The sequence below is a fragment of the Anabaena sp. PCC 7108 genome (genome assembly GCF_000332135.1).
GTDB lineage: Bacteria > Cyanobacteriota > Cyanobacteriia > Cyanobacteriales > Nostocaceae > Anabaena.
On record NZ_KB235896.1, the window covers coordinates 4,305,941 to 4,331,268 of the forward strand.

Annotated in this window: 28 protein-coding genes and 1 tRNA gene; 12 read left to right on the top strand and 17 right to left on the bottom strand. The window is 41.0% G+C overall.

Annotated features, from left to right (window positions below; translation table 11 throughout):
• Positions 1 to 65 precede the first annotated feature (65 nt).
• From ANA7108_RS0120175 to ANA7108_RS0120190, 4 genes are all read right to left on the bottom strand, one after another.
• Positions 66 to 335, bottom strand: coding sequence for a FeoC-like transcriptional regulator (locus ANA7108_RS0120175; RefSeq protein WP_016952635.1), 270 nt, complete (start codon positions 333 to 335; stop codon positions 66 to 68).
• A 422-nt stretch (positions 336 to 757) separates the two neighbouring features.
• Positions 758 to 3,100 carry a Fe(2+) transporter permease subunit FeoB gene (feoB, locus tag ANA7108_RS0120180; RefSeq protein ID WP_016952636.1) on the bottom strand — a complete coding sequence of 781 codons (2,343 nt, stop codon included), beginning with the start codon at positions 3,098 to 3,100 and terminating at the stop codon, positions 758 to 760.
• Positions 3,097 to 3,342: a FeoA domain-containing protein gene (locus tag ANA7108_RS0120185; RefSeq protein ID WP_026104329.1), complete on the bottom strand. Its 246-nt coding sequence runs from the start codon at positions 3,340 to 3,342 to the stop codon at positions 3,097 to 3,099. The genes feoB and ANA7108_RS0120185 overlap by 4 nt, the downstream gene beginning before the upstream one ends.
• A gap of 223 nt (positions 3,343 to 3,565) precedes the next feature.
• Positions 3,566 to 3,931, bottom strand: a complete 366-nt coding sequence (locus tag ANA7108_RS0120190; protein ID WP_042490571.1) for a FeoA family protein — start codon at positions 3,929 to 3,931, stop codon at positions 3,566 to 3,568.
• A gap of 599 nt (positions 3,932 to 4,530) precedes the next feature.
• On the opposite strand from ANA7108_RS0120190, the gene ANA7108_RS0120195 reads away from it, so the two are divergent.
• Positions 4,531 to 4,935 (top strand): biopolymer transporter ExbD, encoded by a 405-nt coding sequence (locus tag ANA7108_RS0120195; RefSeq protein ID WP_016952637.1) that lies wholly within the window; start codon positions 4,531 to 4,533, stop codon positions 4,933 to 4,935.
• A gap of 203 nt (positions 4,936 to 5,138) precedes the next feature.
• On the opposite strand, the gene ccsB is transcribed toward ANA7108_RS0120195, so the two are convergent.
• From ccsB to ANA7108_RS0120220, 5 genes are all read right to left on the bottom strand, one after another.
• Positions 5,139 to 6,182: a c-type cytochrome biogenesis protein CcsB gene (gene ccsB / locus ANA7108_RS0120200; RefSeq protein WP_026104331.1), complete on the bottom strand. Its 1,044-nt coding sequence runs from the start codon at positions 6,180 to 6,182 to the stop codon at positions 5,139 to 5,141.
• Between the two features lie 425 nt (positions 6,183 to 6,607).
• Entirely contained in the window at positions 6,608 to 8,323 is a 1,716-nt protein-coding gene (locus ANA7108_RS0120205) for a DUF3352 domain-containing protein (protein ID WP_016952639.1), read from the bottom strand.
• 34 nt (positions 8,324 to 8,357) lie between these two features.
• Positions 8,358 to 9,098 (bottom strand): dienelactone hydrolase family protein, encoded by a 741-nt coding sequence (locus tag ANA7108_RS0120210; protein ID WP_016952640.1) that lies wholly within the window; start codon positions 9,096 to 9,098, stop codon positions 8,358 to 8,360.
• A gap of 150 nt (positions 9,099 to 9,248) precedes the next feature.
• The gene (locus tag ANA7108_RS0120215) at positions 9,249 to 9,860 is read right to left on the bottom strand and encodes a chorismate lyase (RefSeq protein WP_016952641.1); all 612 of its coding nucleotides are present in this window, start codon (positions 9,858 to 9,860) and stop codon (positions 9,249 to 9,251) included.
• A gap of 213 nt (positions 9,861 to 10,073) precedes the next feature.
• Positions 10,074 to 10,154 (bottom strand) — tRNA-Leu (locus ANA7108_RS0120220).
• Between the two features lie 236 nt (positions 10,155 to 10,390).
• On the opposite strand from ANA7108_RS0120220, the gene ANA7108_RS31225 reads away from it, so the two are divergent.
• Both ANA7108_RS31225 and accC read left to right on the top strand, forming a co-directional pair.
• On the top strand, positions 10,391 to 10,516 hold the full coding sequence (locus tag ANA7108_RS31225; protein ID WP_255345005.1) for a hypothetical protein: 126 nt from the start codon (positions 10,391 to 10,393) through the stop codon (positions 10,514 to 10,516).
• Positions 10,513 to 11,859 (top strand): acetyl-CoA carboxylase biotin carboxylase subunit, encoded by a 1,347-nt coding sequence (gene accC, locus ANA7108_RS0120230; protein ID WP_016952643.1) that lies wholly within the window; start codon positions 10,513 to 10,515, stop codon positions 11,857 to 11,859. Before ANA7108_RS31225 ends, accC begins: the two co-directional genes overlap by 4 nt.
• Before the next feature lie 60 nt (positions 11,860 to 11,919).
• On the opposite strand, the gene ANA7108_RS0120235 is transcribed toward accC, so the two are convergent.
• Positions 11,920 to 12,213, bottom strand: coding sequence for a YggT family protein (locus ANA7108_RS0120235; RefSeq protein WP_016952644.1), 294 nt, complete (start codon positions 12,211 to 12,213; stop codon positions 11,920 to 11,922).
• A gap of 244 nt (positions 12,214 to 12,457) precedes the next feature.
• On the opposite strand from ANA7108_RS0120235, the gene psbX reads away from it, so the two are divergent.
• The 4 genes from psbX (at position 12,458) to ANA7108_RS0120255 (ending at position 14,860) form a co-directional block, all read left to right on the top strand.
• Positions 12,458 to 12,577: a photosystem II reaction center X protein gene (gene psbX / locus ANA7108_RS0120240; protein ID WP_016952645.1), complete on the top strand. Its 120-nt coding sequence runs from the start codon at positions 12,458 to 12,460 to the stop codon at positions 12,575 to 12,577.
• Between the two features lie 214 nt (positions 12,578 to 12,791).
• Positions 12,792 to 13,700 (top strand): Ycf66 family protein, encoded by a 909-nt coding sequence (locus ANA7108_RS0120245; protein WP_016952646.1) that lies wholly within the window; start codon positions 12,792 to 12,794, stop codon positions 13,698 to 13,700.
• 47 nt (positions 13,701 to 13,747) lie between these two features.
• Positions 13,748 to 14,302 (top strand): TolB family protein, encoded by a 555-nt coding sequence (locus ANA7108_RS0120250; RefSeq protein WP_016952647.1) that lies wholly within the window; start codon positions 13,748 to 13,750, stop codon positions 14,300 to 14,302.
• 30 nt (positions 14,303 to 14,332) lie between these two features.
• Entirely contained in the window at positions 14,333 to 14,860 is a 528-nt protein-coding gene (locus ANA7108_RS0120255; protein ID WP_016952648.1) for a TolB family protein, read from the top strand.
• A gap of 58 nt (positions 14,861 to 14,918) precedes the next feature.
• On the opposite strand, the gene ANA7108_RS0120260 is transcribed toward ANA7108_RS0120255, so the two are convergent.
• Entirely contained in the window at positions 14,919 to 15,917 is a 999-nt protein-coding gene (locus tag ANA7108_RS0120260; RefSeq protein WP_026104332.1) for a succinate dehydrogenase/fumarate reductase iron-sulfur subunit, read from the bottom strand.
• 854 nt (positions 15,918 to 16,771) lie between these two features.
• Between ANA7108_RS0120260 and ANA7108_RS31230 the strand changes: the two genes are divergently transcribed.
• From ANA7108_RS31230 to ANA7108_RS0120275, 3 genes are all read left to right on the top strand, one after another.
• On the top strand, positions 16,772 to 16,903 hold the full coding sequence (locus ANA7108_RS31230) for a hypothetical protein (protein ID WP_255345007.1): 132 nt from the start codon (positions 16,772 to 16,774) through the stop codon (positions 16,901 to 16,903).
• 439 nt (positions 16,904 to 17,342) lie between these two features.
• Complete coding sequence (locus ANA7108_RS0120270) at positions 17,343 to 17,780, top strand: AbrB family transcriptional regulator (RefSeq protein ID WP_016952650.1); 438 nt, start codon at positions 17,343 to 17,345, stop codon at positions 17,778 to 17,780.
• Between the two features lie 407 nt (positions 17,781 to 18,187).
• Positions 18,188 to 19,048 (top strand): CPBP family intramembrane glutamic endopeptidase, encoded by an 861-nt coding sequence (locus ANA7108_RS0120275; RefSeq protein ID WP_016952651.1) that lies wholly within the window; start codon positions 18,188 to 18,190, stop codon positions 19,046 to 19,048.
• Between the two features lie 119 nt (positions 19,049 to 19,167).
• On the opposite strand, the gene ANA7108_RS0120280 is transcribed toward ANA7108_RS0120275, so the two are convergent.
• On the bottom strand, positions 19,168 to 20,289 hold the full coding sequence (locus ANA7108_RS0120280; RefSeq protein ID WP_016952652.1) for a geranylgeranyl reductase family protein: 1,122 nt from the start codon (positions 20,287 to 20,289) through the stop codon (positions 19,168 to 19,170).
• 253 nt (positions 20,290 to 20,542) lie between these two features.
• Here ANA7108_RS0120280 and ANA7108_RS0120285 point away from each other — a divergent pair, with 253 nt between their 5' ends.
• On the top strand, positions 20,543 to 20,995 hold the full coding sequence (locus tag ANA7108_RS0120285; RefSeq protein ID WP_026104333.1) for a DUF29 domain-containing protein: 453 nt from the start codon (positions 20,543 to 20,545) through the stop codon (positions 20,993 to 20,995).
• 71 nt (positions 20,996 to 21,066) lie between these two features.
• Here ANA7108_RS0120285 and frr read toward each other — a convergent pair whose 3' ends face one another.
• The 3 genes from frr to ANA7108_RS0120300 all read right to left on the bottom strand — a co-directional run bounded on the left by frr (position 21,067) and on the right by ANA7108_RS0120300 (position 22,993).
• Positions 21,067 to 21,615 carry a ribosome recycling factor gene (gene frr / locus ANA7108_RS0120290; RefSeq protein ID WP_016952654.1) on the bottom strand — a complete coding sequence of 183 codons (549 nt, stop codon included), beginning with the start codon at positions 21,613 to 21,615 and terminating at the stop codon, positions 21,067 to 21,069.
• Positions 21,602 to 22,330: a UMP kinase gene (gene pyrH / locus ANA7108_RS0120295; RefSeq protein ID WP_016952655.1), complete on the bottom strand. Its 729-nt coding sequence runs from the start codon at positions 22,328 to 22,330 to the stop codon at positions 21,602 to 21,604. The genes frr and pyrH overlap by 14 nt, the downstream gene beginning before the upstream one ends.
• 81 nt (positions 22,331 to 22,411) lie before the next feature.
• The gene (locus tag ANA7108_RS0120300; RefSeq protein ID WP_026104334.1) at positions 22,412 to 22,993 is read right to left on the bottom strand and encodes a thioredoxin family protein; all 582 of its coding nucleotides are present in this window, start codon (positions 22,991 to 22,993) and stop codon (positions 22,412 to 22,414) included.
• A 236-nt stretch (positions 22,994 to 23,229) separates the two neighbouring features.
• On the opposite strand from ANA7108_RS0120300, the gene ANA7108_RS0120305 reads away from it, so the two are divergent.
• Positions 23,230 to 24,123 carry an alpha/beta fold hydrolase gene (locus ANA7108_RS0120305; RefSeq protein ID WP_016952657.1) on the top strand — a complete coding sequence of 298 codons (894 nt, stop codon included), beginning with the start codon at positions 23,230 to 23,232 and terminating at the stop codon, positions 24,121 to 24,123.
• A 330-nt stretch (positions 24,124 to 24,453) separates the two neighbouring features.
• Here the strand turns inward: ANA7108_RS0120305 and ANA7108_RS0120310 are convergent, their stop codons facing one another.
• The gene (locus ANA7108_RS0120310; protein ID WP_016952658.1) at positions 24,454 to 24,654 is read right to left on the bottom strand and encodes a hypothetical protein; all 201 of its coding nucleotides are present in this window, start codon (positions 24,652 to 24,654) and stop codon (positions 24,454 to 24,456) included.
• Positions 24,655 to 24,904: 250 nt separating this feature from the next.
• Complete coding sequence (locus tag ANA7108_RS29820; RefSeq protein WP_144052407.1) at positions 24,905 to 25,117, bottom strand: hypothetical protein; 213 nt, start codon at positions 25,115 to 25,117, stop codon at positions 24,905 to 24,907.
• Between the last annotated feature and the right edge of the window lie 211 nt (positions 25,118 to 25,328).

Consider the following 25,328-nt stretch of genomic DNA (forward strand, 5'->3'; position numbering starts at 1 on the left):
GATTAATCGACTGATAAATTTAACATGATGGTGGAAAATATCCACCTTCACCCATGACTACAGATTTAAGAGTCCATTTTTGGACTACTTAATAATTCCTGTGACTTTAGGTCAGGAAGTGTCAACCACTCATAAAATTCAATCGCACTTGGATCACAACTGTGACATCCACCACACTTCTTCCCATCCTCCATTTTACGGACTCGACCCTTACGGATTAACTTACTCAGCATTCCCCGTAGAGCATTTCCATCTATGCGAAAGTGGAGTTGCATATCAGCAAGAGAGGCTTTTTTATGTTGGGAAAGGAAATTTTGTAGTTCATTTAATATCATAGTTTTTTCCTTTGTGCTTTGTCATTAAGTAGCTTGGTGCAATTAAATATAAAACCTCGCTTCCATTCCTCTCCCCTAAAAGTGGAGAGGCTTTGACTCCCACTTCCCTGGGAGGGAAGGGGGTTGGGGGGTTAGGTCTATCTTATATTTTTTAACGCCCACCTGACTTGAAAATAAGACCCCACCCCTAACCCCTCCTCGCAAGCGAGGAGGGGAATAAGAAGTTTTTTTTCATGTGTTCTGGTGTACGCAGTTCATGATGGCTACTTAGCCAGTAGCAAATCAATAATGACTACAATATCTGGTCTAAATTGGCAAAAGTCTTGATTCGTAGGTTGGGTTGTTCGCGTCAGCGTTGCGTCAGCCATAACCCAAAAATCCGTTGGGTTAAGCGACAGCGCAACCCAACCTACAAAAAATGGCTAATGTATTGAACTAATAACTTCTTTTTTGCGGGAAGTACTTGCCATCTTCAGTCCGAAAATAGTTATAGCCATAGTTACAGCTAATCCCACTGACCAAGCCAGAGAAGAAAGAGGATGTTGTGCAAATGTGGCTAATTGGTAATATAAAACCGCCACCCAGTAAGCTAAACCAGTAGTCCAGCATCCAGCAAATATAGTCCATCCTAAATTCGTTTCCCGGTAAAGTGCAGCCGTTGCCGAAACGCAGGGAAAGTACAACAGCACAAATAACAGATAGGCAAAAGCAGCAGATTTGCTACTAAACCTTTTGGACATTTCCCCATAAGTGCTAACAGATACACATTGAGCTTCTGCGGCTTGCTTTTTATCTGTGGAGACATTAGCCGCACTCAAACCGAGGGGGTCAAATAGTTGACCAGGCAGTTTTACCAAATTCTCTGGAATGCTGGCAAATGCCTGACCAATGCCACCCCAAAAACTAAATTCTTCTGGACTTTCTGGCTTGGCTGTAGATACTTTTTCTGCTTCTGCCAATCCCGTGTACAGAGAATTCATTGTACCTACCATTACTTCTTTGGCAAATACCCCTGTCATTAAACCAACGGTAGCAGGCCAGTTATCTTGAGTAACACCCATCGGTGTAAATACTGGTGTGACTGTGCGACTTATGGCGCTGAGAATCGAATCCTTACTATTTTGCTTACCAAATGTACCATCAGTGCCTACGGAGTTCATAAAACCCAAAACAATCACCATAATCACAATGGCTTTACCTGCTTTGGTGATGAAAGCTTTCAGACGATCTCCAGTACGCAACAGCACACCTTTAATCTTGGGTATATGGTATGGAGGTAGTTCCATGATAAAGGGCGCGGCTTCCCCTTGGAGGATGGTATTTTTCAAGATCAGTCCGGTAAATATGGCGGCGGAAATGCCCAATAGGTAAAGACCTAAAACAATATTCTGACCACCAACGGGGAAGAAAGCACCAATAAATAGGGCGTAAACTGTCAATCTCGCACTACAGGACATGAAGGGGTTCATCATCACTGTCATCAAGCGATCGCGTTTATTTTCTAATGTCCTCGTTGCCATAATTCCCGGTATGTTACAGCCAAAACCGACAATCATCGGTACAAAGGATTTACCCGGAAGCCCAATCAAACGCATCAACCTATCCATGACAAAGGCAGCCCGTGCCATATAACCAGTATCTTCTAACACCGATAGACACAAAAACATCATGCCAATTTGGGGAATGAAGGTAGCTGTGGTTTGGATACCACCACCTGCGCCCTGTGCTAACAGTCCAACTAACCATCCTGGTACATTAATGCTTTCCAGCAGTTTACCGAAACCATCGACAAAAATTGTGGCAAAGGTGATGTCAAAAAAGTCAATAAAAGCACCGCCAATATTAATCGATATGGTGAAGATCAGATACATCACCAACAAGAAAACTGGTATACCTAACCAGCGATTGAGTACGATTTGGTCGATTTTGTCAGAAATGTTAGTTTTAACTTCTCGACTGCGTTCGGCTGCACCTTGGATTAAGTTGCGAATAAAGGTGTAACGACTATCGGCGATGATGATATCTAAGTCGTCATCCAAGGTTTGATGAACTTTCCGCCTGTGTTCAACTACTATCTGCTCTAATTCTTTGCTTCTCAATTCTGGTACAACTCGATCCTCGTATTCCAAAAGTTTGAGGGCTGTCCAACGAGGATCTACTGTGCGTTTGGGGCTATGTTCTCTGATAAAAGGTTCTAGTTGAGCGATCGCATCTTCAATAACGGCTGGATAAGCAACGTAGGTTGGTGGTACTAATAAATCCAAGAGAGATTGGTTAATTGCATCCTGTAATTCAGCTAATCCTTTACCTAAGGTTGCACTCATGGGTATCACCGGACAACCAAGACGCTCTGAGAGTAAACTAGGATTTATTTTCATATCCCGCTCTTTGGCAACATCCATCATGTTCAACGCTACAATCATAGGTAAGCGCATTTCCATGATTTGGGTGGTGAGATATAAGTTTCGTTCTAAGTTGGATGCATCAACAATATTAATGATGACATCAGCCTCACCAGAAAGTAAGTAATCTCTCGCTATCAGTTCATCTAGTCCAGTGTCGCCATCTTCGGCATCAAGAGAATAAACCCCAGGTAGGTCAGCAACTGTAATATTTTGACTATTGTGAGTATATTTTCCTTCTTTACGCTCTACTGTGACACCAGGCCAGTTACCTGTTCTTTGATTAGCACCTGTTAAGGCATTAAACAAAGTGGTTTTACCGCAATTGGGATTACCTACCAATGCAATTATCTGCTTACTCATTGTGCTATTTCCTCTACAAATAAAGCATTGGCTTCATCTTTACGCAGACTCAGTTTGAACCCCCGCACCTGAATTTCTACGGGATCTCCCAGGGGGGCATGGCGGGTAACTGTAAACTCTGTACCTGGTGTGAGTCCCATTGCTAATAATTTTCCTTTATAACTACGGGCAGCTTTTTCATAACCTATTACCCGCCCTGTGCAGCCCACAGCTAAATCACGTAGTTGTTTTTTTTCGCTCATTTTTATTTGTCGATCTAGATTTGGTCACGTTATCTAAAAGAGGCAGAGGTTAGGAACAAACAAGTATGAATGAAAACTTTAGTTCTGGGTATAAAGCCCAGTTTAAATTTATAGCAACAGACAGGGCGGTGAGGACACCAATTGATTATAAAATATAAAAATATAGACACCAAAAGACTTTTCAGGCTGTCACCTGTCACCTGTTCCCTCTCACCTGCTATATTTATGCCCTATTCGTACATAAGATTTTTTGTGCCATACCTGCCCCCAACCCAATCCGGTTGTCACCAAGTGCAACGATGATAGAACCATTGGCAATGCTGATGATTTGCAGTTCAGTTCCTGGAAGTAATCCCATCCCAATCAGACGATGGACTGTACCTTCTGTCCCTTTGAGTTTAACGATTGCTAAACGCTCTCCTACATTGGCCATTGCTAAGGGGAAAGATTTACCTGTGTCTACAAAAGAGCCACTTTTCAGTATGTTTTCTTCTGCTTGGGGTGTTTGGGGTGTCTGTCCAAAAAATTTTAACCCCCATCCTCTGGGCTTTTGGTTATTTTGGTTGTAGTTATTTTTACTATCTGTCATAGTCAGTTTTATTAGTAGATTTTGTCAATAAATTTACAGTAAATTAGTAACTTTTGTCAAATAAATTACCTTGGTATTATTACAGGTACTCATTGTGAATTTAACCCCTTTGCCAGCTATTAAGCAAGGGAACAGTAAGCATGAAGATTTTTATTGCCAGAGTTTTAGATTTAGCTAATTAAAATTTATCACTAGTTGATAGTATATATCAATTAATAGCTAAAAAAGATTTAATTTTCACAAATACATAAAAAGTGATCATCAAGAAATCTGCTAGAAAATTGGTATTTTATCGGCTTGATCTGGTTACTATTTTGGCAAAAGGTATAAAAATCAGTGAGAACCTAATCATTAATCTCATTAAATACTGCCAATTACTTGACTTGTATCTTAGTTTGCTCTAATGTTTGGTGAAAAAGTATAATATTTACCATTTAACAAATATTCGCTTGATAGTAGGCGGTTTAGTATTTTAACTTAAACAATGGGATTGATTATTGAGCGGATTGGTTGTTGCTATTCTTGTATCGATATTCGTCAATATACGTCAATATGTATTTTATTTTGGGGATTCTACAAACAAAGAGTGGAGAAAACCTATGCGGCTACCAGATGAACCAGATCTTCCACCACAGATAAACATCTTGCCGATGATTGATGTGATATTTGCGATTTTGACCTTTTTTATCATGTCAACGCTATTTTTAACCCGACAAGAAAGTTTACCTGTGAATTTGCCAAAGGCAGCAACATCACAGTCATCCCGAATTCCTACCAAAATCAATGTGACGTTAGAAGCATCGGGACTCGTAAGCCTGAATAATAAACCAACAAACATTGATGCTTTATCTGAGCAAATACGTGATTTGATGGGTTCAGATCCAGAATCGCTCGTAATCATTAATGCGGATGCTAAAGTTGAGCATGGTAATGTTATAGCAGTGATGGATAAAGTACGTCAGGTGAAAGGTGCAAGGTTAGCGATCGCTACTCAAGAGCCTTAGTTCTATATTTTTTTAAGGCGTTGCATACTTGCAGAATAATTTGAGAATCTGCATCAATATAGAATCACCGCGTCTGAGCGTCCCCATGTCCCCGCGTCCCCGCGTCAGCCTCAATCATCCCCTTATTCAGCAACGCCTTTTTTAATTTTGTCTGATCCGAATTATTTTCCCTCTCTACCGAGAGGGAGTGAGAGGATGAGGTTCTAGAAAAACCAACCGTAAGAATGTAAACCCTTACCTAAAAGATTGACACCGAGATAGCAAATCCAAACGACAACAAAGCCAGTAGCGGCTAAAATTGCTGGTTTGCGTCCTTGCCAACCGCGAGTGATTCGAGAATGTAGATAAGCTGCAAAAACCAACCAAGTGATTAACGCCCAAGTTTCTTTTGGGTCCCAACTCCAATAAGAACCCCAGGCTTCATTTGCCCACACACCACCAGCAATAATACCGATTGTCAGTAGGGGAAATCCCAAACCGATAATGCGATAACTGATATTGTCGAGAGTTTCCGCTAAAGTGAGGCGTTGAGGTGAAAGAATTTCAGCAGTTGGAATCGGAGTAGTTTGGACTACATCTAAAACAGCAGTACCATTACCATTGTTGTTGCTTTCATAACGAGAAAAGCCATTATTTTCAGATGGAGGTGTTGGCGGTTGAGTAACTAACTCACCAGCTTTGAGCAGTTTGTAACCGTTGCTGCGATAACCACCATTACCAACAGAACTACCTTGTAATTGGATATTTTGTCCGCGAGTTACGATTAAAAATGCGATCGCTAACAACGCACCCACCATCAAAGCCGAATAACTCAACATCATCACGCTGACGTGCATCATCAGCCAATTCGACTTTAATGCAGGAACTAAAGGTTCTGATACCTGCATAGTTGATGGTAGGGTTAAAGTAGCAAAAGCAGCAATTCCCATAGCTACAGGTGCAGTGACAACCCCAACTAACCGACTACGGCTGTTATTCTCTGCAATTAAATGAACAGCGGTAATTCCCCAAGTTAAGAAAAATAGAGACTCGTAGAGATTACTAAGAGGAAAATAACCAGCTTCTATCCATCTTGCTCCTAATAGGGTAGCAATACACAAATTAGCGATCGCCATTCCAGCTGTCCCCAAAGCCGCAGTCACCGATAAACTCGGAAAAGCCGCCCCCACCCAATACACCAACATGGTGCAGAATAAGATGGCAAAGGACGCATTATCTAGCCAGTTCTGGAGTACAACCAGATTCATAAACTTTTCTCTCCAGTGAATGCTTGAATCAATTATCAGTTCTCAGTTCTCAGTTCTCAGAGAGAGTGAAAGAATCAACCTAACTCAAACTTTGATCACCTACAGCAGAATGGAGTAGGGGTTTAGCAGTCCTAAACCCGTATTAGAAGTAAAATCCCCTTGCTACCTGATTTTTGGTGGAAATTTTATACTTCCTATAACCCGCAATCTGCTGTATCACTGATTTAATTCCGACTATTCTGATCCTATCTATTTTTGGTCATTGCTAATTAGGTGATATCAAGTCCCGCTAATTGCTGTTCCAAAAAACTCTCCTCATCCACCTTTCTCCGTCTCTCTGTGTCACCGCGTCACCGCGTCACCGCGTCCCCACATCCCCGTGTCCCGGCGTCCCCACATCCCCGCGTCACCGCGTCCCTGCATCCCTATTTACCCACTTTCTTAAGTTCTAAAAAAATGTCATAGCGCTGACTACGACGATCATTAACCGCAGTCGTCACCCCAATATTCCGTGTTGCAGCGAGAAATTTTCGTTGATTGGGAAACAAAGAATTGAGAGTAAAACTTTTAACAGTCCTATCCACATCCAGAAAAAATTGACCCTTGGGTGGATTAAGTTCTGTAGGGACTGTCTGTTGAAACGAGAGATTACTGGCTAAAGAGTTATTAGGTTTGGGAAGAATTTTATCGGTAATAGGAGCGCCGAAGACAAAGAAAGCGACATCATCATCTAACCAGCCATGAGTAGCCGTTAAAGTTCCAAAAGGTGAAATCCAGTTAACAACAGGCTTACCCGCCACCTTAGCCCCTTGAATCTTAAATTGGTATTGATTTTGCATCGCCTCATCTAGCTGTTTTAGGGAATTTTCCGCAGCTTGGCGTAGGCTTTGCCCATTGTAGGCATTGCTTGCCTGTACCATAAACACTAAACCTGACCGAAAATTATCTGGTGAACCATCTTTTGGGGTGTTAGGAATCACCGCCACTGAAAATTCTCCTTTCATCCAAGTCAGCAAATCTCGCTCTAAATCCAGACTTGTCAAAGATTTTACACCCTGTCTCAGTTGTTCTGGCAAGACGGGTGATAACGGATTTCTTTGAGAAGTAGAAACATAGTCTCCCCACAGCCGCTGTAAGTTACTCCCAGACAGCATCATTAAAGTTTCACTGGGGAGACGATTTTGCATTTTCCCAGCTTTATTCTCTACCACCAACACCCGCTGACTATTAGGATTTAACCAAGAAATACCCTTTAAGCCTATTCCTTTGTCCTCTAAAATGACACTTCCCGCTAAACCTTGGTTATTTTGAAGTTGAGCTAAAACCTGAGCAGGTAAAGGCTGATTCGTATCCGTAGCAGCTATCCTTGCGGCAGTAGGAATATTGACGTAAAACTGAGCAAAAGGTTCATAGCTAGAAGCTTTTGGAAAATTTTCCACAAAACCGCTACTTGTAGCTAAAGATACTTTATTTTTGTAGGCATCAATTGTTCTTTCTGCGGCTTGAGGATTATCTGTGATGACAAGAAACCGCTTATCTATTACCGCTGCTGAGAAATTTTCTCCAGCTTTTCCCTCAGTTTGTTTAATGGAGATTCCTTCATAAATTCGCTCAATCCATTTACCTTGTTTGAGCGGTTTAGGTTTTGCCAAAATCTGATTAGCAATTTCTGGATTTTTGATTGGTAGCACCATTAGCACTGATTGCTCAGAAGCAGCTTCGGTATTAGTCGCTACTGGTTTAGGTACTGGCTTGGACACAGGGGGAGCCAAAATTGCAATAGTGACTTCATCACCTACCCAAGGTTGAATATCTTTTTGAAAATTGTAACCATTATTGACCAAAAACCGTTGTTGTAGCTGTACTAAATTCTTATCCAGTTCCGCTTGGGTTTCTGATGTCCCAAACTCCCGCAACTTCTGCCATTGTTTAGTGTCCGTCGTCAAGGAAACTGCTAATAAGGCATCTTGAGGAATAATATTGGCACCCGCAGGCAAATCTCTAGACAATGGTTGTCCTCTGGTTAAAAACCAATATGCTAGACTCCCGGCACTAATCAATAACCAAGCCACTGAGAGTGTCAGCACCAAAGATGGTTTCTTTTTTTTCATCATTAAACTAGACACAATAGGTGGTGCCATTGCAACTTACTACCTAACCCAACTTGCTAGTTATCTAGTTTAGTTCCTTTTTTTGCAAATGATTGCGGAAGAACTGCTTCAGCTCATGCCATGAATCTTCTGCTGCCAAACGGTTATAGGAAGAACGCTCATGGCAGAAAAAACCATGATCTGCATCAGGATAAAGCTTTAACGTATATTCCTTACCAAGCTCCTTAAAGCGAGACTCAATTTGTTGAATACGTTCCAATGGGATAAATGGATCAACACCACCGTGAAATAAATATATAGGCACCGTAATGTCTGTCATTGCCGCAACCCACTCGTCCAAGACCATGCCGTAGAAGGGAGCCACTGCCGCAATTTCGTCTGAAAACTTGCAAGCAGTGAAAAAACTCAACCCCCCGCCTAAACAGAATCCAGTCACCCCAACATGATCTGGAAACACATCAACTCTTGATTTCAGATAACCCAATGCTGCTCGCATATCGTTCTCCATCCCTGCACCGAAATCGAGACGGTACATCATTGCCATTGCTGTTTCGACTTCGTCGTAACTAAACTTGTTATTCGGCAATTCTCGATAATATAAATCAGGTGTCAGAACGACATATCCTTCCCTTGCAATTCGAGCTGCTACATCTTGAATATGTGATGTTAAGCCAAACGCCTCCATTAGCACAAGAATGGCTGGCTTGCGTTGAGGATTAGCATGGGTATGCAAGATTCCAGGCATTTTTCCGTTAGGCGTAGGAATTAGCACCTCTTCAACTTGAAGTTTCTCATTTGCTTTCATCACTAACCTCAACCTTGGTTATTTGCTCTTGAACTCTGATACTGCATTAAATTGAGATTGAGAATTGTCTAGTTTGAATGTTCGCTAGAATAGCACAGCTGAGTCTTTCCTCTAAACCTCACTCAAGCTCAAGGGTTTTTAGCCTTTTTTCTAATCACCTTGTTGTTGACCCAAATATTTAGTTAAATAAGGGGAAAAAACCTCATAAATCAAGGTTAGAGGCTGTCCATGATGCCAAAACAAATAATGGCGACCCCAAAAAGGTCCCACTTGATCAAAGCCTGACTCCAGCGCAGCTGAGTAACCACAGTAAATTCCTCGAATATCTCGATATAACTCGGTGCGAATCTGAGCTAAACTCGCCCAAATCGGTAAGGAACGGTTTTGCAGATACTCATCTACATGACTCGCTTCCCACCAGGAAGTAGCATATCCTAATCGCTGTCCAGAGGCAGTACGTAGCCACACTTGTCGGCGCAGTCGGGGACTGGGAACAACTTGAATTAAATCGGGAGCATTATCTGGGTTTGTGCCAATTAAAGACATATCGATAACATCCACTTCTATCCGCTCACAAGTGAGTAATTGTAAGTGTCTGGTAGGGGAGCCATCGCCCAAAAGTAGCAATTGCCATGCTGGTGCTAACTGAGTGTGAGACAAACCTTTTTGAATATCTTCCTCTTTACCTTGCCAAATTGGATTTAGGCAATGCCAAGCGGTTGGCAGTGTTGAGTTATTTGTTTGTGTAACAGTATTAGTCAATTTTATTTACAAAACTTCACCTATATCTATGAAAGCACAAAAAACCCAGATTCCTATGGGGACACTGGGTTAGATCGGCTGAGAAAAATATTATCAGCACTTTTGATATACCTCCTCGTCCTAAAGGAGCGAGGATTCCTTGACACTTCGCTGGGTTGCGCCACAAGTGGTCTTACCATCCCTCCATGTCCGTGTCAATTAAAATCCGAAAAATGCGGATGGCGAGACTCGAACTCGCAAGGCAAAGCCACACGCACCTCAAGCGTGCGCGTATACCAATTCCGCCACATCCGCACGGGTTGCCTAGAATTAGAATATAGCATAAAAAAGAGAATATTGTAAATATTTCCCAAATTTTTTGCAAAAATTTTCTGAATGCGGGTGTTGGGCTGACAGAAATATAGTAACTAAACAGGAGATATTAAAGTTGATGGTGATCTGCTAAAAAGCCAAGTGCGGGAAACTGGCAAAGACTAACAGCCCCAATATTGTTAGTCTAGTTAAGATTCGTGGAGGCAAGCAACCCCATCTTGAACTCTGGTGAGAATGAAGCTTGGGAATCTCCTGTCAGAATTTGCAGTAATGCGACAGCTTTATTTCAACGGGATGGGAGAGAATGTCAATCTACTGGTACTAATATCGAAGCTAGAAAATGAAGTTTGACAAAATTTTAATTGCTAATCGCGGAGAAATAGCTCTTCGCATTCTCCGTGCTTGTGAAGAAATGGGAATTGCGACGGTTGCCATTCACTCCACTGTTGACCGGAACGCTCTCCACGTCCAACTTGCCGATGAGGCAGTTTGCATTGGCGAACCAGCCAGCAGTAAAAGTTATTTGAATATTCCCAATATTATTGCCGCCGCCTTGACGCGCAATGCCACAGCCATTCATCCTGGTTATGGCTTTTTAGCTGAAAATGCTCGGTTTGCAGAAATTTGTGCTGACCATCATATTGCCTTTATTGGCCCTAGCCCTGAATCCATCCGGTTGATGGGAGATAAGGCCACAGCCAAAGAAACCATGCAAAGAGCAGGAGTACCAACTGTACCAGGTAGTGATGGTTTGGTTGAATCTGAGCAAGAAGGTAAGAAAATTGCTGAAGATATTGGCTACCCTGTGATGATCAAAGCTACCGCAGGTGGTGGTGGACGCGGTATGCGCCTTGTTCGTTCAGAAGACGAATTTGTCAAACTTTTTTTAGCAGCCCAAGGAGAAGCAGGAGCCGCTTTTGGTAATGCTGGCGTTTATATAGAAAAATTTATCGAACGTCCCCGGCACATTGAATTTCAAATCTTGGCAGATAACTTTGGTAATGTCATCCATTTAGGGGAGAGAGATTGTTCAATTCAGCGTCGCAATCAAAAGTTACTGGAAGAAGCTCCTAGTCCGGCTCTTGACTCAGCCCTTCGGGAAAAAATGGGAGATGCAGCCGTGAAAGCAGCCCAATTCATTAACTACTCTGGGGCTGGAACTATTGAGTTTCTTCTGGATAAATCCGGTAAGTTCTATTTTATGGAAATGAACACCCGAATACAGGTTGAGCATCCTGTCACAGAGATGATTACTGGTATTGATTTAGTTGTTGAACAAATCCGCATTGCCCAAGGTGAAAGACTGCAATTGACTCAAGACCAAGTAATTCTCAGGGGTCATTCTATTGAATGCCGGATTAACGCTGAAGATCCTGATCATGATTTTCGTCCCTCTCCTGGAAAGATTAGCGGCTATCTACCACCGGGAGGACCTGGCGTGCGGATTGATTCTCATGTGTACACAGATTACCAAATTCCCCCTTATTATGACTCCCTGATTGGGAAGCTAATTGTTTGGGGTCCAGACCGTCCTACTGCCATTAACCGGATGAAACGCGCTTTGCGGGAATGTGCCATTACTGGACTACCCACGACCATTGGGTTTCATCAAAAAATCATGGAAACCCCACAGTTTTTGGCAGGTAATATTTACACCGATTTTGTCCAGGAAATGAAATTGCAGTAATTGCCAAGATGGGGCGGAGATTGGAATGCATCCCCGCGTCTCCCCCTCTCCTTCAATCACTTAATTCACACGAGACATCATGGTCAGTAATCCTTGCTGACCTAGTAAAATTTCTCGAATGAGGCTCAAAATAGCAACCCAAATAATGGGGGTAATATCCACTCCGCCAATAGGTTGTACTAGCTTTCGCAATGGCACTAAAAAGGGTTCCGTTGGCCAAGCTATGAGATTAAAAGGCAAACGATTGAGATTCACTTGTGGATACCAAGTGAGAACGATACGGAAAATAAACAAAAATGTCATCACTCCCAAAACGGGTCCGAGAGTCCAAGAAGTCAGGTTAACACCAGTCATCACTTTCAGCTACTATCTGTGAAGAAATCAAAAACTTGGGGTCTGCCAAAAAAAGTTTAAGCTTTGTAAAGCATTCTCTCTCATTTTAACCAAATGCTGTCGTTTCATCGAAGATTGCTATCCTATTTTGTCAAGCGATGAAGCTGATAATTGGTAATTGATAACTGATAACTGATAATTGCTTCTCAAGAAAGTGATACAAGATTAAAATTAGGATGAACAGTGTAAAAAAAGGTTGAGAACTATGACACCCTCTTTAGCAAATTTTCTTTGGAGTCTGGTTTGGGGTACTGCAATTGTGGTTATCCCTGCAACAGTTGGGCTGATTTTCATTAGCCAAAAAGATAAAATCGAACGTTTTTAATGCTTGGTGACTAGGGACTGGGGACTGGGGACTCGGAAATTAATATTTTGGATCTGCTCCCCAGCACCTATGCCCTAATGGTGCTAAAAAGCTTCAGAGCTTCTTTGCCAGATGCTTTGAAGCTTAATTTGAAGCTTAAATATATGGTCAATAGTTTAGAGTAGTGATTTTAATTGTGACTCGCTAACATAGATTTGATATTGGGAAAACAGAAATGATAAATTTTGGGCTGAATTCAGCTGGTGTTTTGGCTCAGGTTAATTTTGGGACGAACTCAGCCAGTATTCTAGGAATTTTCCTGGCTGTGGCTGGAGCAGCACTGTATTTTCTTCGCACTGTGCGTCCAGAACTTTCACGAGATCAAGATATCTTTTTTGCAGCAGTAGGCTTGCTGTGTGGTTTTATTCTCATCTTCCAAGGATGGCGGCTAGACCCAATTCTACAATTTGGTCAGTTGCTTTTAGTTGGTACTACTGTATTTTTTGCAGTTGAAAGTATTCGTCTACGGAGTATAGCAACCCAACAAGCTAAACGGAATACGCCAATTGTGGACGATGAGCGCGAGGTCAGCCGAAAATATTCTTACTCTGAGCGGCGGAATTATCAAGCTGAGATGGATGCAGATTTGGAACCACTGCCTTATGAGGAGGAAGAACGTCCTCAACGTGCTAGGATTCGCGGTAGCAGAGATGAAGAATCAGGGCGTGATGATTATTATGAGGAGCAACCTCCCCGCCGTTCAGAACGCCGCAATAATCGGGAAAAACCAGAAACAGGAGAGACGAACCGTCGTCCTAGTTCTAGGCGTTCAGTGAGTCGCCCTACTGAAAGTTATGAAGAAGAAAATTGGGGTTCTGTTTCTAGGGGAGTTGATGATTGGGAAAGTCCACCAGAGGACGTAAAAAAAACACCCCGTCGTCCTAATAACCGACCCCAGCGCCCAGAAAGTCGTGAGGATGATGTTGCTCCCAGACCAAGAAAACGTCGTCCACCTTCTGATTCTACTCCCCGCAGACAGAGGGATGATGATGAGGCTATTCCCACTGATTATGTTCCATACAACCCAATCGAAAAGCCAAGTGAGCGCCCAGATAATTCCAACGATTTTGATGACGATATTTAAAATGTTTGGGGAGGTGGTTATCTCGGAGGAGAGGGAAAAAGTTTGGTGTGAAAACATTTATATCTAGATTTTGGCTCCAACCACCAATTCATTGGAGCCTAGTTTTTGGTTTGACAAGTTTACTTATATCTTGTGGTGCTAATGAGATTTCTTTGGGGCCTACTTCTCTGAATAGTCGCTATAAGGAGGAGCAACCTGCATTCAGTGGAAATGGTCGGTTTTTAGCTTTTGTATCTAATCGAAATGGTAGTCAGCAGTTGTTAGTGTACGACTTAGAAACTCAAGCTTTTATTCCTACACCAGGTTTAAATAGACGGGAAACAATTGCTGAAAGTCCTAGCCTGAGCTATACAGGCCGTTATATCTGTTACATCACTAGCGACCAAGGTAGACCAGTTGTGGCATTTTACGATCGCTCTATACAACAGTCACAAATCCTCACTCCCACCTATCGGGGTTGGATCAGAAATCCTTACATCAGTCCTGATGGGCGTTATGTTGTGTTTGAATCTGCTAGTCGTGGACAGTGGGATATTGAGGTTTTAGATCGAGGTCCGACTGTGGAGTTAGATATTCCCAATGGTGCAACTGTGAATAATTAAAAATTAAAAATGAAGAATAATTAATAACCAATGACCAATGATAAATTACTTATTTTTTTATTTTTATGCTCTAGTTTGTTGACTGGGTGTTTTGGCTACCCGCGCTTGATGAGTTATCCATTTGATGCCGGTGGTCGGAGTCTCAATAGTCTGGCTTCAGAAGTAAATCCCCAAATTTCTGGGAGATATATTGTGTTTACGACTGACCGCAGGGGTAGTCAAGATGTTTATATGTTTGATACGGTGACTCGGAATTTGGTGGATTTACCGGATTTGAATTCCTTTGATAGCATTGCGTCTCATCCTTCAGTGACTCAAGATGGTCGTTATATTGTGTTTGTGGGGAGTCGTCAGGGACGATCTGCGATTTTTCTCTATGACAGGGAAACTCGTCAATCACGAAATTTAACTACTAATCTGCAAGCAGAAGTTCGCAATCCTAGAATTAGTGCTGATGGGAGTAGGATTGCTTTTGAGTTTAGTAATAATGGGCAATGGGATATTTTACTGTATGACCGTTCTGGACGACAGTTGAATATCCCACAAGAACCGAGGTGAATACAATTAAAAATTAAAAATTAAGAATTAAAAATTAATTGTACTCACAACTCAGGATTCATGATTCGGTTTTTTGAATGGATTCGATGAGCGATCGCACTTGTTGTGTGCCTTCTGATGGTTCAAAGGAGAGGGGGAATTTACCTCGGACGAGCATTCGCAAGCCTAAAGGTGCAAGGCTGAGTAATCCTTTTAAATCGCGGAAGTAGTTACCAACTACTTGGATACCAAATTGACGTTCATCAATCCAACCACCTGCTTTCACTAAATCGATTAAGACTTTGCGGTGACGAATTGAACGGCTATCGCTGGCTTGTTTGCGGTCAAGAATTTCTTGTTTAACTTTGGTGATTTGTTCTAATGGTGCAACTTCCATGGGACAAACTGAATCGCAGTAAAAACAGCGAGTACAACCCCAAACTCCTTTAGTACCTTCGTTGTAGTTTTCTAACCGATTTTCAGTATCACTATCGCGGGAATCTGCCACCATGCGATATGCTTTGGCCAGAGCATGGGGTCCAACAAAGTCTGGATTTACTTCGCGGGCGTTGCATTCAGAGTAGCAAGCACCGCACATAATACAATTGCCGGTTTGATCGAGGAGCGATCGCTCTTGTGGTGTTTGCAAAAACTCTTTTTCTGGTACTTGTCGCGCTGCTGTACTCACATAAGGAGCAACAGCTTCTAAGTTATCCCAAAAACTGCTCATATCCACTACCAAATCCTTAATCACGGGCATATTACCCAAAGGAGCAATGGTGATTTGGTAAACGGTATTATCTGGGGTTTTCGATGATGAAATTTGTGCTAATCTAGCTAGTTCACTACCAATATTTTCCTTACAAGCTAAAGCCGAACGTCCATTGATTCGCATCGCACAGCTGCCACAAATAGTATTGCGGCAATTTTTACGAAATGCTAAAGTTCCATCTTGTTCCCACTTAATCTGATTAAGGCAATCTAGGATTGTATTACCTGGTTCTACCTGCAAAGGATAAGTTTGCATAACAGGGACGGAATTTTGTTGTTGCCGAATAATCTTAAAAATAACTTCCATTCTTACCCACCCAATTATTAAAATTGCCTCACCTGGCTCCGAAATCATGAGTACAACCAGGTTGTTGTGAAAAATCAGCAGCTAAGAGGCTGACATTTAAGGATCTGATGATTTCAATTCCAGGATAACCATGAAAATTTTTAGTTGTAGAAGTGCCGTCAGGGGCATTTATCTTCAAAAAGCATCTGGTTGGATTTCATTTACTTGTTGGACATACAAGGTAGCGGTGTTTAACCGTACAGATGGAAGTTTACTCAAGGCTGAAGGCTAAATAACTGGGCTTTTCTACCCTCATAGGTATGAAGCATAAATTTTGAAAAATCTTTTTTGATTTTCGCCTACAAGCGACGATGATTTACTTATAACTACTTTAACCTTGATCCTTGACACTTCACACTTCTTTAGTCAAGTATTAGTTATAAAAATTCTTTAACCAGTAGGGAATAAGCAGATTTTAAATATGTAGAAGTGTTAAAGCGGATGATAATTATCTGGTCTTGACTATCAAGCAGCGGATAGATGTGGTAAATTGATTCTTCCCCTAGACAGACGTACAGAATAATCTCAGAGATATTGCCTGATGCTAATAAAAGGTGGGAAAATCGAGGCGGCTTTTTGTCTCATCTCTATCAAGAAAACTGTAGATTTAACTCACTCACTCAAAATTGCTCATCTCAATTAGATAAATTTTTATAAAAGCCATGACCCAATACTTATGAGAGCATAAAGCCAGAGGAAAATCCAAACTGCTTTTTCTCTCCCCAACTTCAGCGATTAAAAAAAAAGTTGTGTCGCAAGTTGAATTTTAAATTAAACAAATATTTTGCTATTATTAGTCCATGCTAGTATTTAATATGAAATTACGAAGAAACAAAACCAGTGCCAATAACCGCATAAGTGCGGCTAATGCCAAGTTCTTTCTTCGTAATGTAGAGATAGGAAAATTCATGTCTCTGCTGGCTGGACAAACGGGTGTATGTCCATAAGACCATAAGCAAATACTATGCTGTCTTCAGCTTGAGATGAGGAGTAGGGACTACCCTATAAGTCAAGGTCAAGAAAAGCAAGCACTAAAAGTGGAAAACCTGCAATTTATTGTTTCTACCACTTTTTTGTAGTAGAACTAACCTGATTTGTAAAGGTGGCTTAAAATTACACCGCTACAGTAGCGCCAAAAAATAAAATACTTTTATTTCTGATGGCGAATGATGGTTAAAAGTGCTGTAAAATCACCTAAATAAATGTCTGTGACGACCATGACCTCTAATTCATTGTAGATAGAGGTGCTTGGACTGCTCATATCAGCAGGAATTCACTCCTCACCCTAGAGTCTTCAGTAGCTCTATGCAGTGGCTCAGAAGCCAAATACTGGGATAAAACGACATTGTTGATCAGCTTGGAGAGATTAAGGAAATTTTGAAAATAATGACTGAAACTGCAACCGCCGCATTAACTGGAAAAGCACTACTTTCTAAAGTAAAAGAGCTTTCTAATTTACCACGTCGAGAAAGAGCAAAGCAGTGCGGCTATTACACCGTCACTAAAAATAACCAAGTTCGTGTTAATCTCACCGACTTTTATGATGCTTTGCTGTCTGCTAGAGGTATTCCTCTCAGTCCAGAAGCACCTAAAGATGGACGTGGACGCGAACCGACATACCGTGTTAGTGTTCACCAAAATCGTCAAATTGTCATTGGTGCTACCTACACCAAAGCCATGGGCTTAAAACCTGGTGATGAGTTTGAAATTAGGCTCGGTTACAAGCATATTCACTTGATTCAGTTAGGTGAAAGTGATAAGAAATTAACATCTCAGGATGTAGACTCTGACGAAGCAGAGTTGGAAGATGAAGAGGAGAATTAAATTTTTCTGATAGTAGGGGTAAGTTTTGGGTAAATGCTTGATAACTTGTCCCTACTGCTACAGTTAACTAGTACGGCAGGGCGGAATTAAAAATTAAAAATTAAAAATTAAAAAAGCAGATTAAACAAGCTTTTTATAAGTTTTTAATTGTCAGTTATTTCTGCAAACCTCCACTAGCTTTTGTAGTGTAAAAACTCTGTTACACAAAAAAATCTGATTTTAGTAACCATTTGAGATTTTTTGTTTTAGGTTGATGGGGGATTAATGTACCTCTAGGTCAACACTTGCTGTGGGTGACATTAATTTTGCATCCAAAATCTAAAATTGGTTGACCTCTGGCATGAGTCGCATATCCTAGTAGAGTTTTGATAAATAAGCAAGAACTCTATTTTAGGAAGAGGTATATCGTGTTTTTTTTGTCTGTTTCAATAGCATTTTTAGAGCCATTGGTCAACACCTTACTGACATTTCTTAAAGATTCGCCAGTAATGTTACTTGTCATGGCTTTTTTTATTATTTGGGTAGGGTGTTGGTTGCCATTAGCAGCGATAATTGGGATGGCTATAAATTGGCAACTTAACAAACCTTTACAACCAGAGCAAAAAATACCTTTATTGGTGTCTCTCTATTTATTAGCACCATTGATTATTTTGGGAATAAATAAGCTAGGACTGGGGTCTTTTGCTGATTATGGTTTGGTGGGGAAGCTTTCTATTTTAGGTTCTTTACTACTAGGTTTTGGTTTAGGTGTGTTGGGACTAGTTCTAGTCTTCACCTGCCAATTTTGGCTAGGTTGGTGCTATTTAGAAAAATCAAATATCAAGTTAATACCATCAATTTTGTTACCAATTTCTTTGGTGGCTTTGTTTGTTGGTGGAGTAGAAGAATTAGTTTTTCGGGGTTTTTTGTTAACTCAGTTAGAGAAGGATTATGCAATTTGGGTAGCGGCAATTATTTCTAGTTTGATTTTTGCTTTACTACATTTAGTTTGGGAACAAAGGGAAACTGTACCGCAAATCCCTGGATTGTGGTTAATGGGAATGGTTTTGGTAGTAGCTAGATTCGCTGATAGTAATAATTTAGGAATAGCTTGGGGACTTCATACCGGATGGGTATGGGCGATCGCTACCATAGATACAGCAGAACTCATTACCTACACAGGAAAAGTCTCAGAATGGCTAACAGGTAAAAACAAAAAACCCCTAGCCGGCTTGACTGGGGTTCTGTGCGTTCTGCTAACAGGAGCAATTCTTTGGTGTTTTTCTTAAAATAAGTTATGAAAAACAAGATCCCGGACTTATTGGAGAAGTCCGGGACATGAGAGTAATTACGAATTACGTTAGCGTAGCTCTCCCGAAGGGAGCATTACGAATTACGAAATTATTACCTAACCGCCAAAACCAGGGATTAAACGTTTCAATGCGCGACCGGCAACATCACCATAGCGCAATTCACCACAAAGGATTTTACCCATGATTTGAGCGCCGGAGGGACGTTTAACACCCACTTTGTAACCAATACCAGGGAAACGATAAAATGCTCCGGCTAACTTTTGCGCCCAAGCCATTTCTGAACCCCATTGCTCGTTAACGGCGTTACTGTAGTTTTCTAAAGCATTGATATCGCCACTAAGAGCATCGTTGATGGATGCTGCTGCTAGGACACCACTAAAAATAGAGGGACGAATACCTTCGGCGGTAAAGGGATCAACTACACAAGCGGCTTCACCTGCTAAAACGGCGTTTTGGGTATGCAGCTTTTGGTTTCCATCCCAAATACACAGAGGATGACCATACTGCTTGCTATTTGTGACATTAACATTAAAAGATTTGGCGTATTCATCTAAAATTTTCTTAAAATCCTGGGGTTCGCCACCAATAAATGTACCAACGCCGATAGAATAACCGTCAGCTTTGGGGAAGTTCCAGATATAGCCGTTTTTAACTAAGCCAAACTCAAAGTGAATTGTGGATTTTTTCTCTACATTGGCGGGAATTTCTGCTTCTAATGCTCCGGCTAATCGGCGTTTACGGTCTTTGAAGCCGAGCCATTTTGCCATTGATCCCTTTGCGCCATCAGCAGCGATTAAGTAGCGACCTGTGACGGATCCGTTAGCTGTATTAACTTGCCAATGATCGGTTTTAAATTCGATGCCTGTAACTTCTGTATTATCTCGTAGTTCAGCCCCTTGGCTTTGAGCTTGCTGTACTAAGAAATGGTCGAAAACATCCCGTCGCACCATCCAGACTGGTTCTTTAGTGGCAATTTTGGCTTCTACGGGATCGCCTAATTTCCAAGTGAAGCGGAGAGAGTCAGCTTTGACAGAAATTGCGGGGCTAAAGTCAAAGTCAAACCATTGTGCGATCGCTGGTGACACACCACCACCACAAGGTTTATATCGGGGCAGGGATTCTTTTTCCAGAACTAAGACTGAGCGTCCCCGCTTGGCTAAATGATATGCTGCTGTTCCACCCGCAGGGCCAGCACCGATGATGATGCAGTCGTACATAATGGCTGAATTTTTGCTTTCTATTTTAATTAGTTGATTTTCCAGTATAGATAAGCATTTAGGTTTTTTGATGAATTTTTAGTGAATAAAAATTTCTTACCTTGTTCTTTACAATAAGCGATGCCTTCGGCGTATCTCTTCGGGGAAGCAAGCGGAGCGCAGCATCTCAGAGAGAGCGCAGCTATCGCGTAGCGTCCTAGAGGCATTTGCATTTAGAAAAACTATAATCAAAGTAAAAGCTATGGAAACAGCCATGTCTTTGTTAAAGACTCATTCCCCAACCCCATATGAAACCGACTACTTGCAATGGATAGAAACAACTGTGGCAAAATTGCAAAGTCAGGACTACGCAAATGTAGACTGGGAAAACCTCATTGAAGAAATTGGCGACATGGGAAGGAGTGAGCGCAAAAGTCTGAAAAGTAATCTGATTGTCATTCTACTGCATTTGCTTAAATGGCAATTTCAGCCTGACAAGAGAAGCGGTAGCTGGGAAGGAAGTATCATTGAACATCGTAGACGTGTTCAAGAATCTCTCCAGGATTCTCCTAGCCTCAAACCCTATCTGGAGAGCATTTTTACAGAATGTTATACACAAGCAGTTAAGCAAGCAAAAGCTGAAACGGGTTTACCAGTGGAATCTTTTCCTGTGATATGTCCATATCATTTAACAGAAGTAACAGAGGATGATTTTTTACCTCAATAAAACAGGGAAAAGGCAGGGAGGAGACTAACTTCTATCCTGGAGTAAATCAGTAGTTCCCCCCACCTAAGAATTTAGACGGTGGTGATGTCTTTTTCTTTGTCTGCCAATAATTCATCAATTCTGGCAGTGTACTTGTTTGTCAGTTTTTGCAGTTTGTCTTGCTGATCTCGTGATTCGTCTTCGGAAACTTCCGCAGCTTTTTCCTGTTTACGAATCGAGTCGAGGGCATCACGGCGGATATTGCGAATGCCTACCCGACCTTCTTCAGCATACTTAGCAGCCATTTTGACAAATTCTTTCCGGCGATCGCTTGTCAAAGGCGGAATATTCAGCCGAATTACAGAACCGTCATTACTGGGGGTTATACCTATATCTGACAAAGAAATTGCTTTTTCAACTATGTTGAGACTGCTCTTATCGTAAGGCTGAATCAGGATTGTTGAAGCATCAGGGGTGCTGATATTTGCTAGAGATTTCAAAGCCGTGGGTGTACCGTAATATTCCACCTGTACCTTATCTAGTAGACTCGCATTGGCGCGACCAGTGCGAATGGTATTAAAAGCTCGTTGAGTTGCCTCAACGGTATGTTGCATCTTACTTTCAGCTTCAGCTAATTTCACAAGAACCTCCCACAAGGGTACCGATAGATTCTCCCATTACTGCTCGGTGGATGTTACCTCGCACCGTTAAGTCAAATACAAGAATGGGAATATTATTTTCTTTACACAAGGCAATTGCGGTGCTATCCATGACTCGCAAATCTTTAGTCAAAACATGGGCATAGGTGAGGGTTTTATAACGCTTGGCATCAGGATAAATTTCGGGATCAGCGTCGTAGATTCCGTCTACTTTGGTGGCTTTAAAAATCACTTCTGCATCAATTTCAGCTGCTCTTAAAGCGGCAGTAGTATCTGTAGTAAAAAATGGATTTCCCGAACCTGCACCAAAAATTACCACCCGCCCTTTTTCGAGATGACGGATGGCACGACGACGAATATACGGTTCTGCTAATTCTTGCATAGCGATCGCAGTTTGTACCCGCGTCTGTATCCCTATTCGTTCTAGCGAGTCTTGGAGCGTCATGGCATTCATTACCGTGGCAATCATTCCTATGTAGTCAGCGGCTGCCCTGTCCATACCTGCTGATGCCGCTTTGACACCTCGAAAAATATTGCCGCCGCCAACGACTATAGCGATTTGAACGCCTGTGGCTACCACCTCTCCTACCTCTGCAGCTATTTCTTTGACCACTTCTGGATCAATACCATAGCCCATGTTGCCCATCAAGGCTTCACCACTCAGTTTAAGTAAAACCCGTCGGTAATTCGTTCCCATGAAGTTTCGCTTTATCAAAAAAGTTGCAATTGCCTCCAATTTAAGATAGCAGTACAATGACTATCTGTGTCTAGTTCTGGTTTATTTCCGCCAGACTAATGGCGTACCAACTGGTTGTGTTTGTACTGGCTGAATTTCCTGACCTTGAAATAAAGCTGCGATCGCATTTCTTAAATAATCTGTTCCCTCTGCTAATGGATCTTGCGGATGATTATCAATTTGACCTTTATAACGCAAAATTCCATTGTGATCGATTAAAAAAGCTGTTGGTGTGATGATAGCACCTAAGCTACAAGTCACATCCTGGGTTGAGTCCCATAGGTAAGGGAAGTTTAACTCATGGTGCTGGGCAAAAGCTTTCATCTTCTCAAAGTTTGACCCAGAGCTAAAGTCTTCCCCATTTTTAACATCATTATTATGGGCATGACTACCATTTAATCCGATCAATGTGAATTCATTAGGGGAAAATTCCGCTTGAATACTCTTCAGTCTACTTACGTACAACTCTACATAAGGACAGTAGTTACACATCGAGATGACACATACTGACCGTAAATTTTCTAAATAACGGCTGAGATGGTGTACACGCTCATCAACTCCTGGTAACTCAAAATCTGGTGAATAGCTGCCGATGGGTGTATCAATTGTTTCTAGTAAACTCATCTTCTCTTGCCCGAAGGAACTAGGAACAAAAACTTTTTCAAAATTAGCGTTAGTTTCTAACTGTAAAACCACGCTTTAGCATTTGTTTTATATCCAATTAATTTTATATACTAATTTAGCAGGCGTAAATTGTAAAACTACTCAATCTAGTACTAGTGCTATTTTCATCATCCAAGAGTATATTTTTTATGTAAATCTTCCTTAAAAATAGTGTAAAAGCACCACATAAATTTTCTATGACAAATTCTACAGACGCACTTACATCCACCAAAACCTGGAGTTGGCAAGGTTTTCCCATCTGTTACCAAACCCAAGGAATTAGTGGACCTGCGGTGATTTTGGTACATGGCTTTGGTGCGTCCTGGGGACACTGGCGCAAAAATATACCAATTTTGGCAAAAACTTGTCGGATTTATGCTATTGATTTGATTGGCTTTGGTGGTTCAGCTAAACCTGTACCTGGCCAGACAATTACCTATACATTAGAAACTTGGGGACAACAAGTAGCTGATTTTTGTCGAGAAGTGGTGGGTGAACCTGCTTTTTTAGTAGGTAATTCTATTGGTTGTATTGTCGCAATGCAAGCTGCGGTAATTAACCCAGATATGGCTTTAGGAACTGCGTTACTTAACTGTTCTTTGCGGTTATTGCATGATCGTAAACGCGCTACTTTACCGTGGACAAAAAGGTTTGGTGCGCCGATTTTACAAAAGTTTTTATCTATTAAAGCAGTAGGTGATTTCTTTTTTAGTCAATTAGCTCAACCAAAAACAGTCAAAAAAATTCTTTTACAGGCTTATGCTAACGGAGAAACGGTAACAGATGAATTAATAGATATTTTGATGACACCGGCAAAAGATCCTGGTGCTGCTGCTGTATTTTTAGCTTTTACTGCTTATTCTAGTGGACCTTTAGCGGAAGAATTATTACCTATAATATCTTGTCCAGTAATTATTTTATGGGGAACGGCTGACCCGTGGGAACCTATTAATTTAGGTAGAGAGTTAGCCAATTTTCCCCAAGTACAAAAGTTTATTCCTTTAGAAGGTGTGGGACATTGCCCTCAAGACGAAGCTCCTGAGTTAGTAAATCCGATTTTACAACATTGGATTACTGAGCAACTCCAATAATCTATGCTCAGACTTAACAAACCATAACTAAAATGTCGAAAAACTCAATACCTTGTCCAAATCGAAAAAAGTCTTTATTTGTAGGTTGGTTTGTTCGCATGAAACCCAACAAATGCGTCGGGTTGCGTTGTCGCTTAACCCAACCTACAAAAAATGGACAAGATATTGAAAAATAATACCGTTTTTTTATGAAGATGCAATTTATCCGTTGTTGTAAAGACGTTTCATGGAACGTCTCTACTAAATAAATTTGGCGCAGCTTCACATAGAATTGGGATAAGACTATCAAAGATAGCTTAGTTTGTAGACTTTAACTACTAAAAAAGATTTTTAATCGCCGTAGTTAGAGTTACTTTGAAAACGTTTATTACAACTGTTATAGGGTTTAGGTTGATCATATTGTTGGTAGTCTTCAGAACATTTCTTAGGTTGATAACAAGAGGGCATCTGGTAACATCCTCCAGATAAAAGCTGCTGTTCTTCAGCAGATAGTTCTACAATTAAGTTAGATAGATTCTGTTGAACTGACATAATTATGTGCCTCAGTTTAGGGAATTGTTTTCTTTTTAATTAAGTAGGAAAAAGGAAAAATGTAAGGGTTATCTCTAGTAGTTTTATTGGTAGTATTTGGAAGTTTAATTTCATCCTGTAATAAAACATCTGCGATAACCCAACTTTCTCAAAAGTTAATTTTTTTGAGGTAGTTATATCAGCTTCCTCTTCCCCCTAGAAAATACTAGATTGAAATTAAATGGCTACCCCATTTGCGGGTTTTATCCACTTAAAATCTCCCCTGTCTATCTCTCTCAAAATCAAAATCACGTCCTCTATCACCTCTATCGCCTCTATCGCCTCTATCAGAATAGTTTTCATAGGGTCCATAGGTATAGCAGATTATTGGTCTTGAACTATACCTTTGTCCTCCAGAAAGAAGTTGTTGCTGATCTGCGGATAACTCCACAAGTAAATCAGCTTGAATATTTTGATTTGACATGATTGTTAGCCTCAATTTATGCAAGAGGTGAATGACCTCTATACTTCTTTTATAAAGATTTTTTCTGGGAAATAAATGATTCCTTAGTTATAAATTAATATGATTTAAAATTGTCCTTAGGTCATATATTTACTTAGACCAAGTTATTGCTTCTAACTCATGTTTGATTTACCTAATTAAAGCAAAATAATTATATACTTTTTTGTATTTA

Bases quoted from the DNA above. Each gene is read 5' to 3' on its own strand.
- ANA7108_RS31230 (WP_255345007.1), top strand. From the start codon at position 16,772: ATGAAATTACGAAGAAACAAAACCAGTGCCAATAACCGCATAAGTGCG.
- ANA7108_RS29820 (WP_144052407.1), bottom strand. From the start codon at position 25,117: ATGTCAAATCAAAATATTCAAGCTGATTTACTTGTGGAGTTATCCGCA.
- feoB (WP_016952636.1), bottom strand. From the start codon at position 3,100: ATGAGTAAGCAGATAATTGCATTGGTAGGTAATCCCAATTGCGGTAAA.
- pyrH (WP_016952655.1), bottom strand. From the start codon at position 22,330: ATGGGAACGAATTACCGACGGGTTTTACTTAAACTGAGTGGTGAAGCC.
- ANA7108_RS0120280 (WP_016952652.1), bottom strand. From the start codon at position 20,289: ATGTACGACTGCATCATCATCGGTGCTGGCCCTGCGGGTGGAACAGCA.
- ANA7108_RS0120185 (WP_026104329.1), bottom strand. From the start codon at position 3,342: ATGAGCGAAAAAAAACAACTACGTGATTTAGCTGTGGGCTGCACAGGG.
- ANA7108_RS0120300 (WP_026104334.1), bottom strand. From the start codon at position 22,993: ATGAGTTTACTAGAAACAATTGATACACCCATCGGCAGCTATTCACCA.
- ccsB (WP_026104331.1), bottom strand. From the start codon at position 6,182: ATGAATCTGGTTGTACTCCAGAACTGGCTAGATAATGCGTCCTTTGCC.
- ANA7108_RS0120305 (WP_016952657.1), top strand. From the start codon at position 23,230: ATGACAAATTCTACAGACGCACTTACATCCACCAAAACCTGGAGTTGG.
- accC (WP_016952643.1), top strand. From the start codon at position 10,513: ATGAAGTTTGACAAAATTTTAATTGCTAATCGCGGAGAAATAGCTCTT.
- ANA7108_RS0120190 (WP_042490571.1), bottom strand. From the start codon at position 3,931: ATGACAGATAGTAAAAATAACTACAACCAAAATAACCAAAAGCCCAGA.
- ANA7108_RS0120195 (WP_016952637.1), top strand. From the start codon at position 4,531: ATGCGGCTACCAGATGAACCAGATCTTCCACCACAGATAAACATCTTG.
- ANA7108_RS0120285 (WP_026104333.1), top strand. From the start codon at position 20,543: ATGTCTTTGTTAAAGACTCATTCCCCAACCCCATATGAAACCGACTAC.
- ANA7108_RS0120255 (WP_016952648.1), top strand. From the start codon at position 14,333: ATGACCAATGATAAATTACTTATTTTTTTATTTTTATGCTCTAGTTTG.
- ANA7108_RS0120310 (WP_016952658.1), bottom strand. From the start codon at position 24,654: ATGTCAGTTCAACAGAATCTATCTAACTTAATTGTAGAACTATCTGCT.
- ANA7108_RS0120270 (WP_016952650.1), top strand. From the start codon at position 17,343: ATGACTGAAACTGCAACCGCCGCATTAACTGGAAAAGCACTACTTTCT.
- psbX (WP_016952645.1), top strand. From the start codon at position 12,458: ATGACACCCTCTTTAGCAAATTTTCTTTGGAGTCTGGTTTGGGGTACT.
- ANA7108_RS0120205 (WP_016952639.1), bottom strand. From the start codon at position 8,323: ATGGCACCACCTATTGTGTCTAGTTTAATGATGAAAAAAAAGAAACCA.
- ANA7108_RS0120175 (WP_016952635.1), bottom strand. From the start codon at position 335: ATGATATTAAATGAACTACAAAATTTCCTTTCCCAACATAAAAAAGCC.
- ANA7108_RS0120245 (WP_016952646.1), top strand. From the start codon at position 12,792: ATGATAAATTTTGGGCTGAATTCAGCTGGTGTTTTGGCTCAGGTTAAT.
- ANA7108_RS0120260 (WP_026104332.1), bottom strand. From the start codon at position 15,917: ATGGAAGTTATTTTTAAGATTATTCGGCAACAACAAAATTCCGTCCCT.
- ANA7108_RS0120235 (WP_016952644.1), bottom strand. From the start codon at position 12,213: ATGACTGGTGTTAACCTGACTTCTTGGACTCTCGGACCCGTTTTGGGA.
- ANA7108_RS0120210 (WP_016952640.1), bottom strand. From the start codon at position 9,098: ATGAAAGCAAATGAGAAACTTCAAGTTGAAGAGGTGCTAATTCCTACG.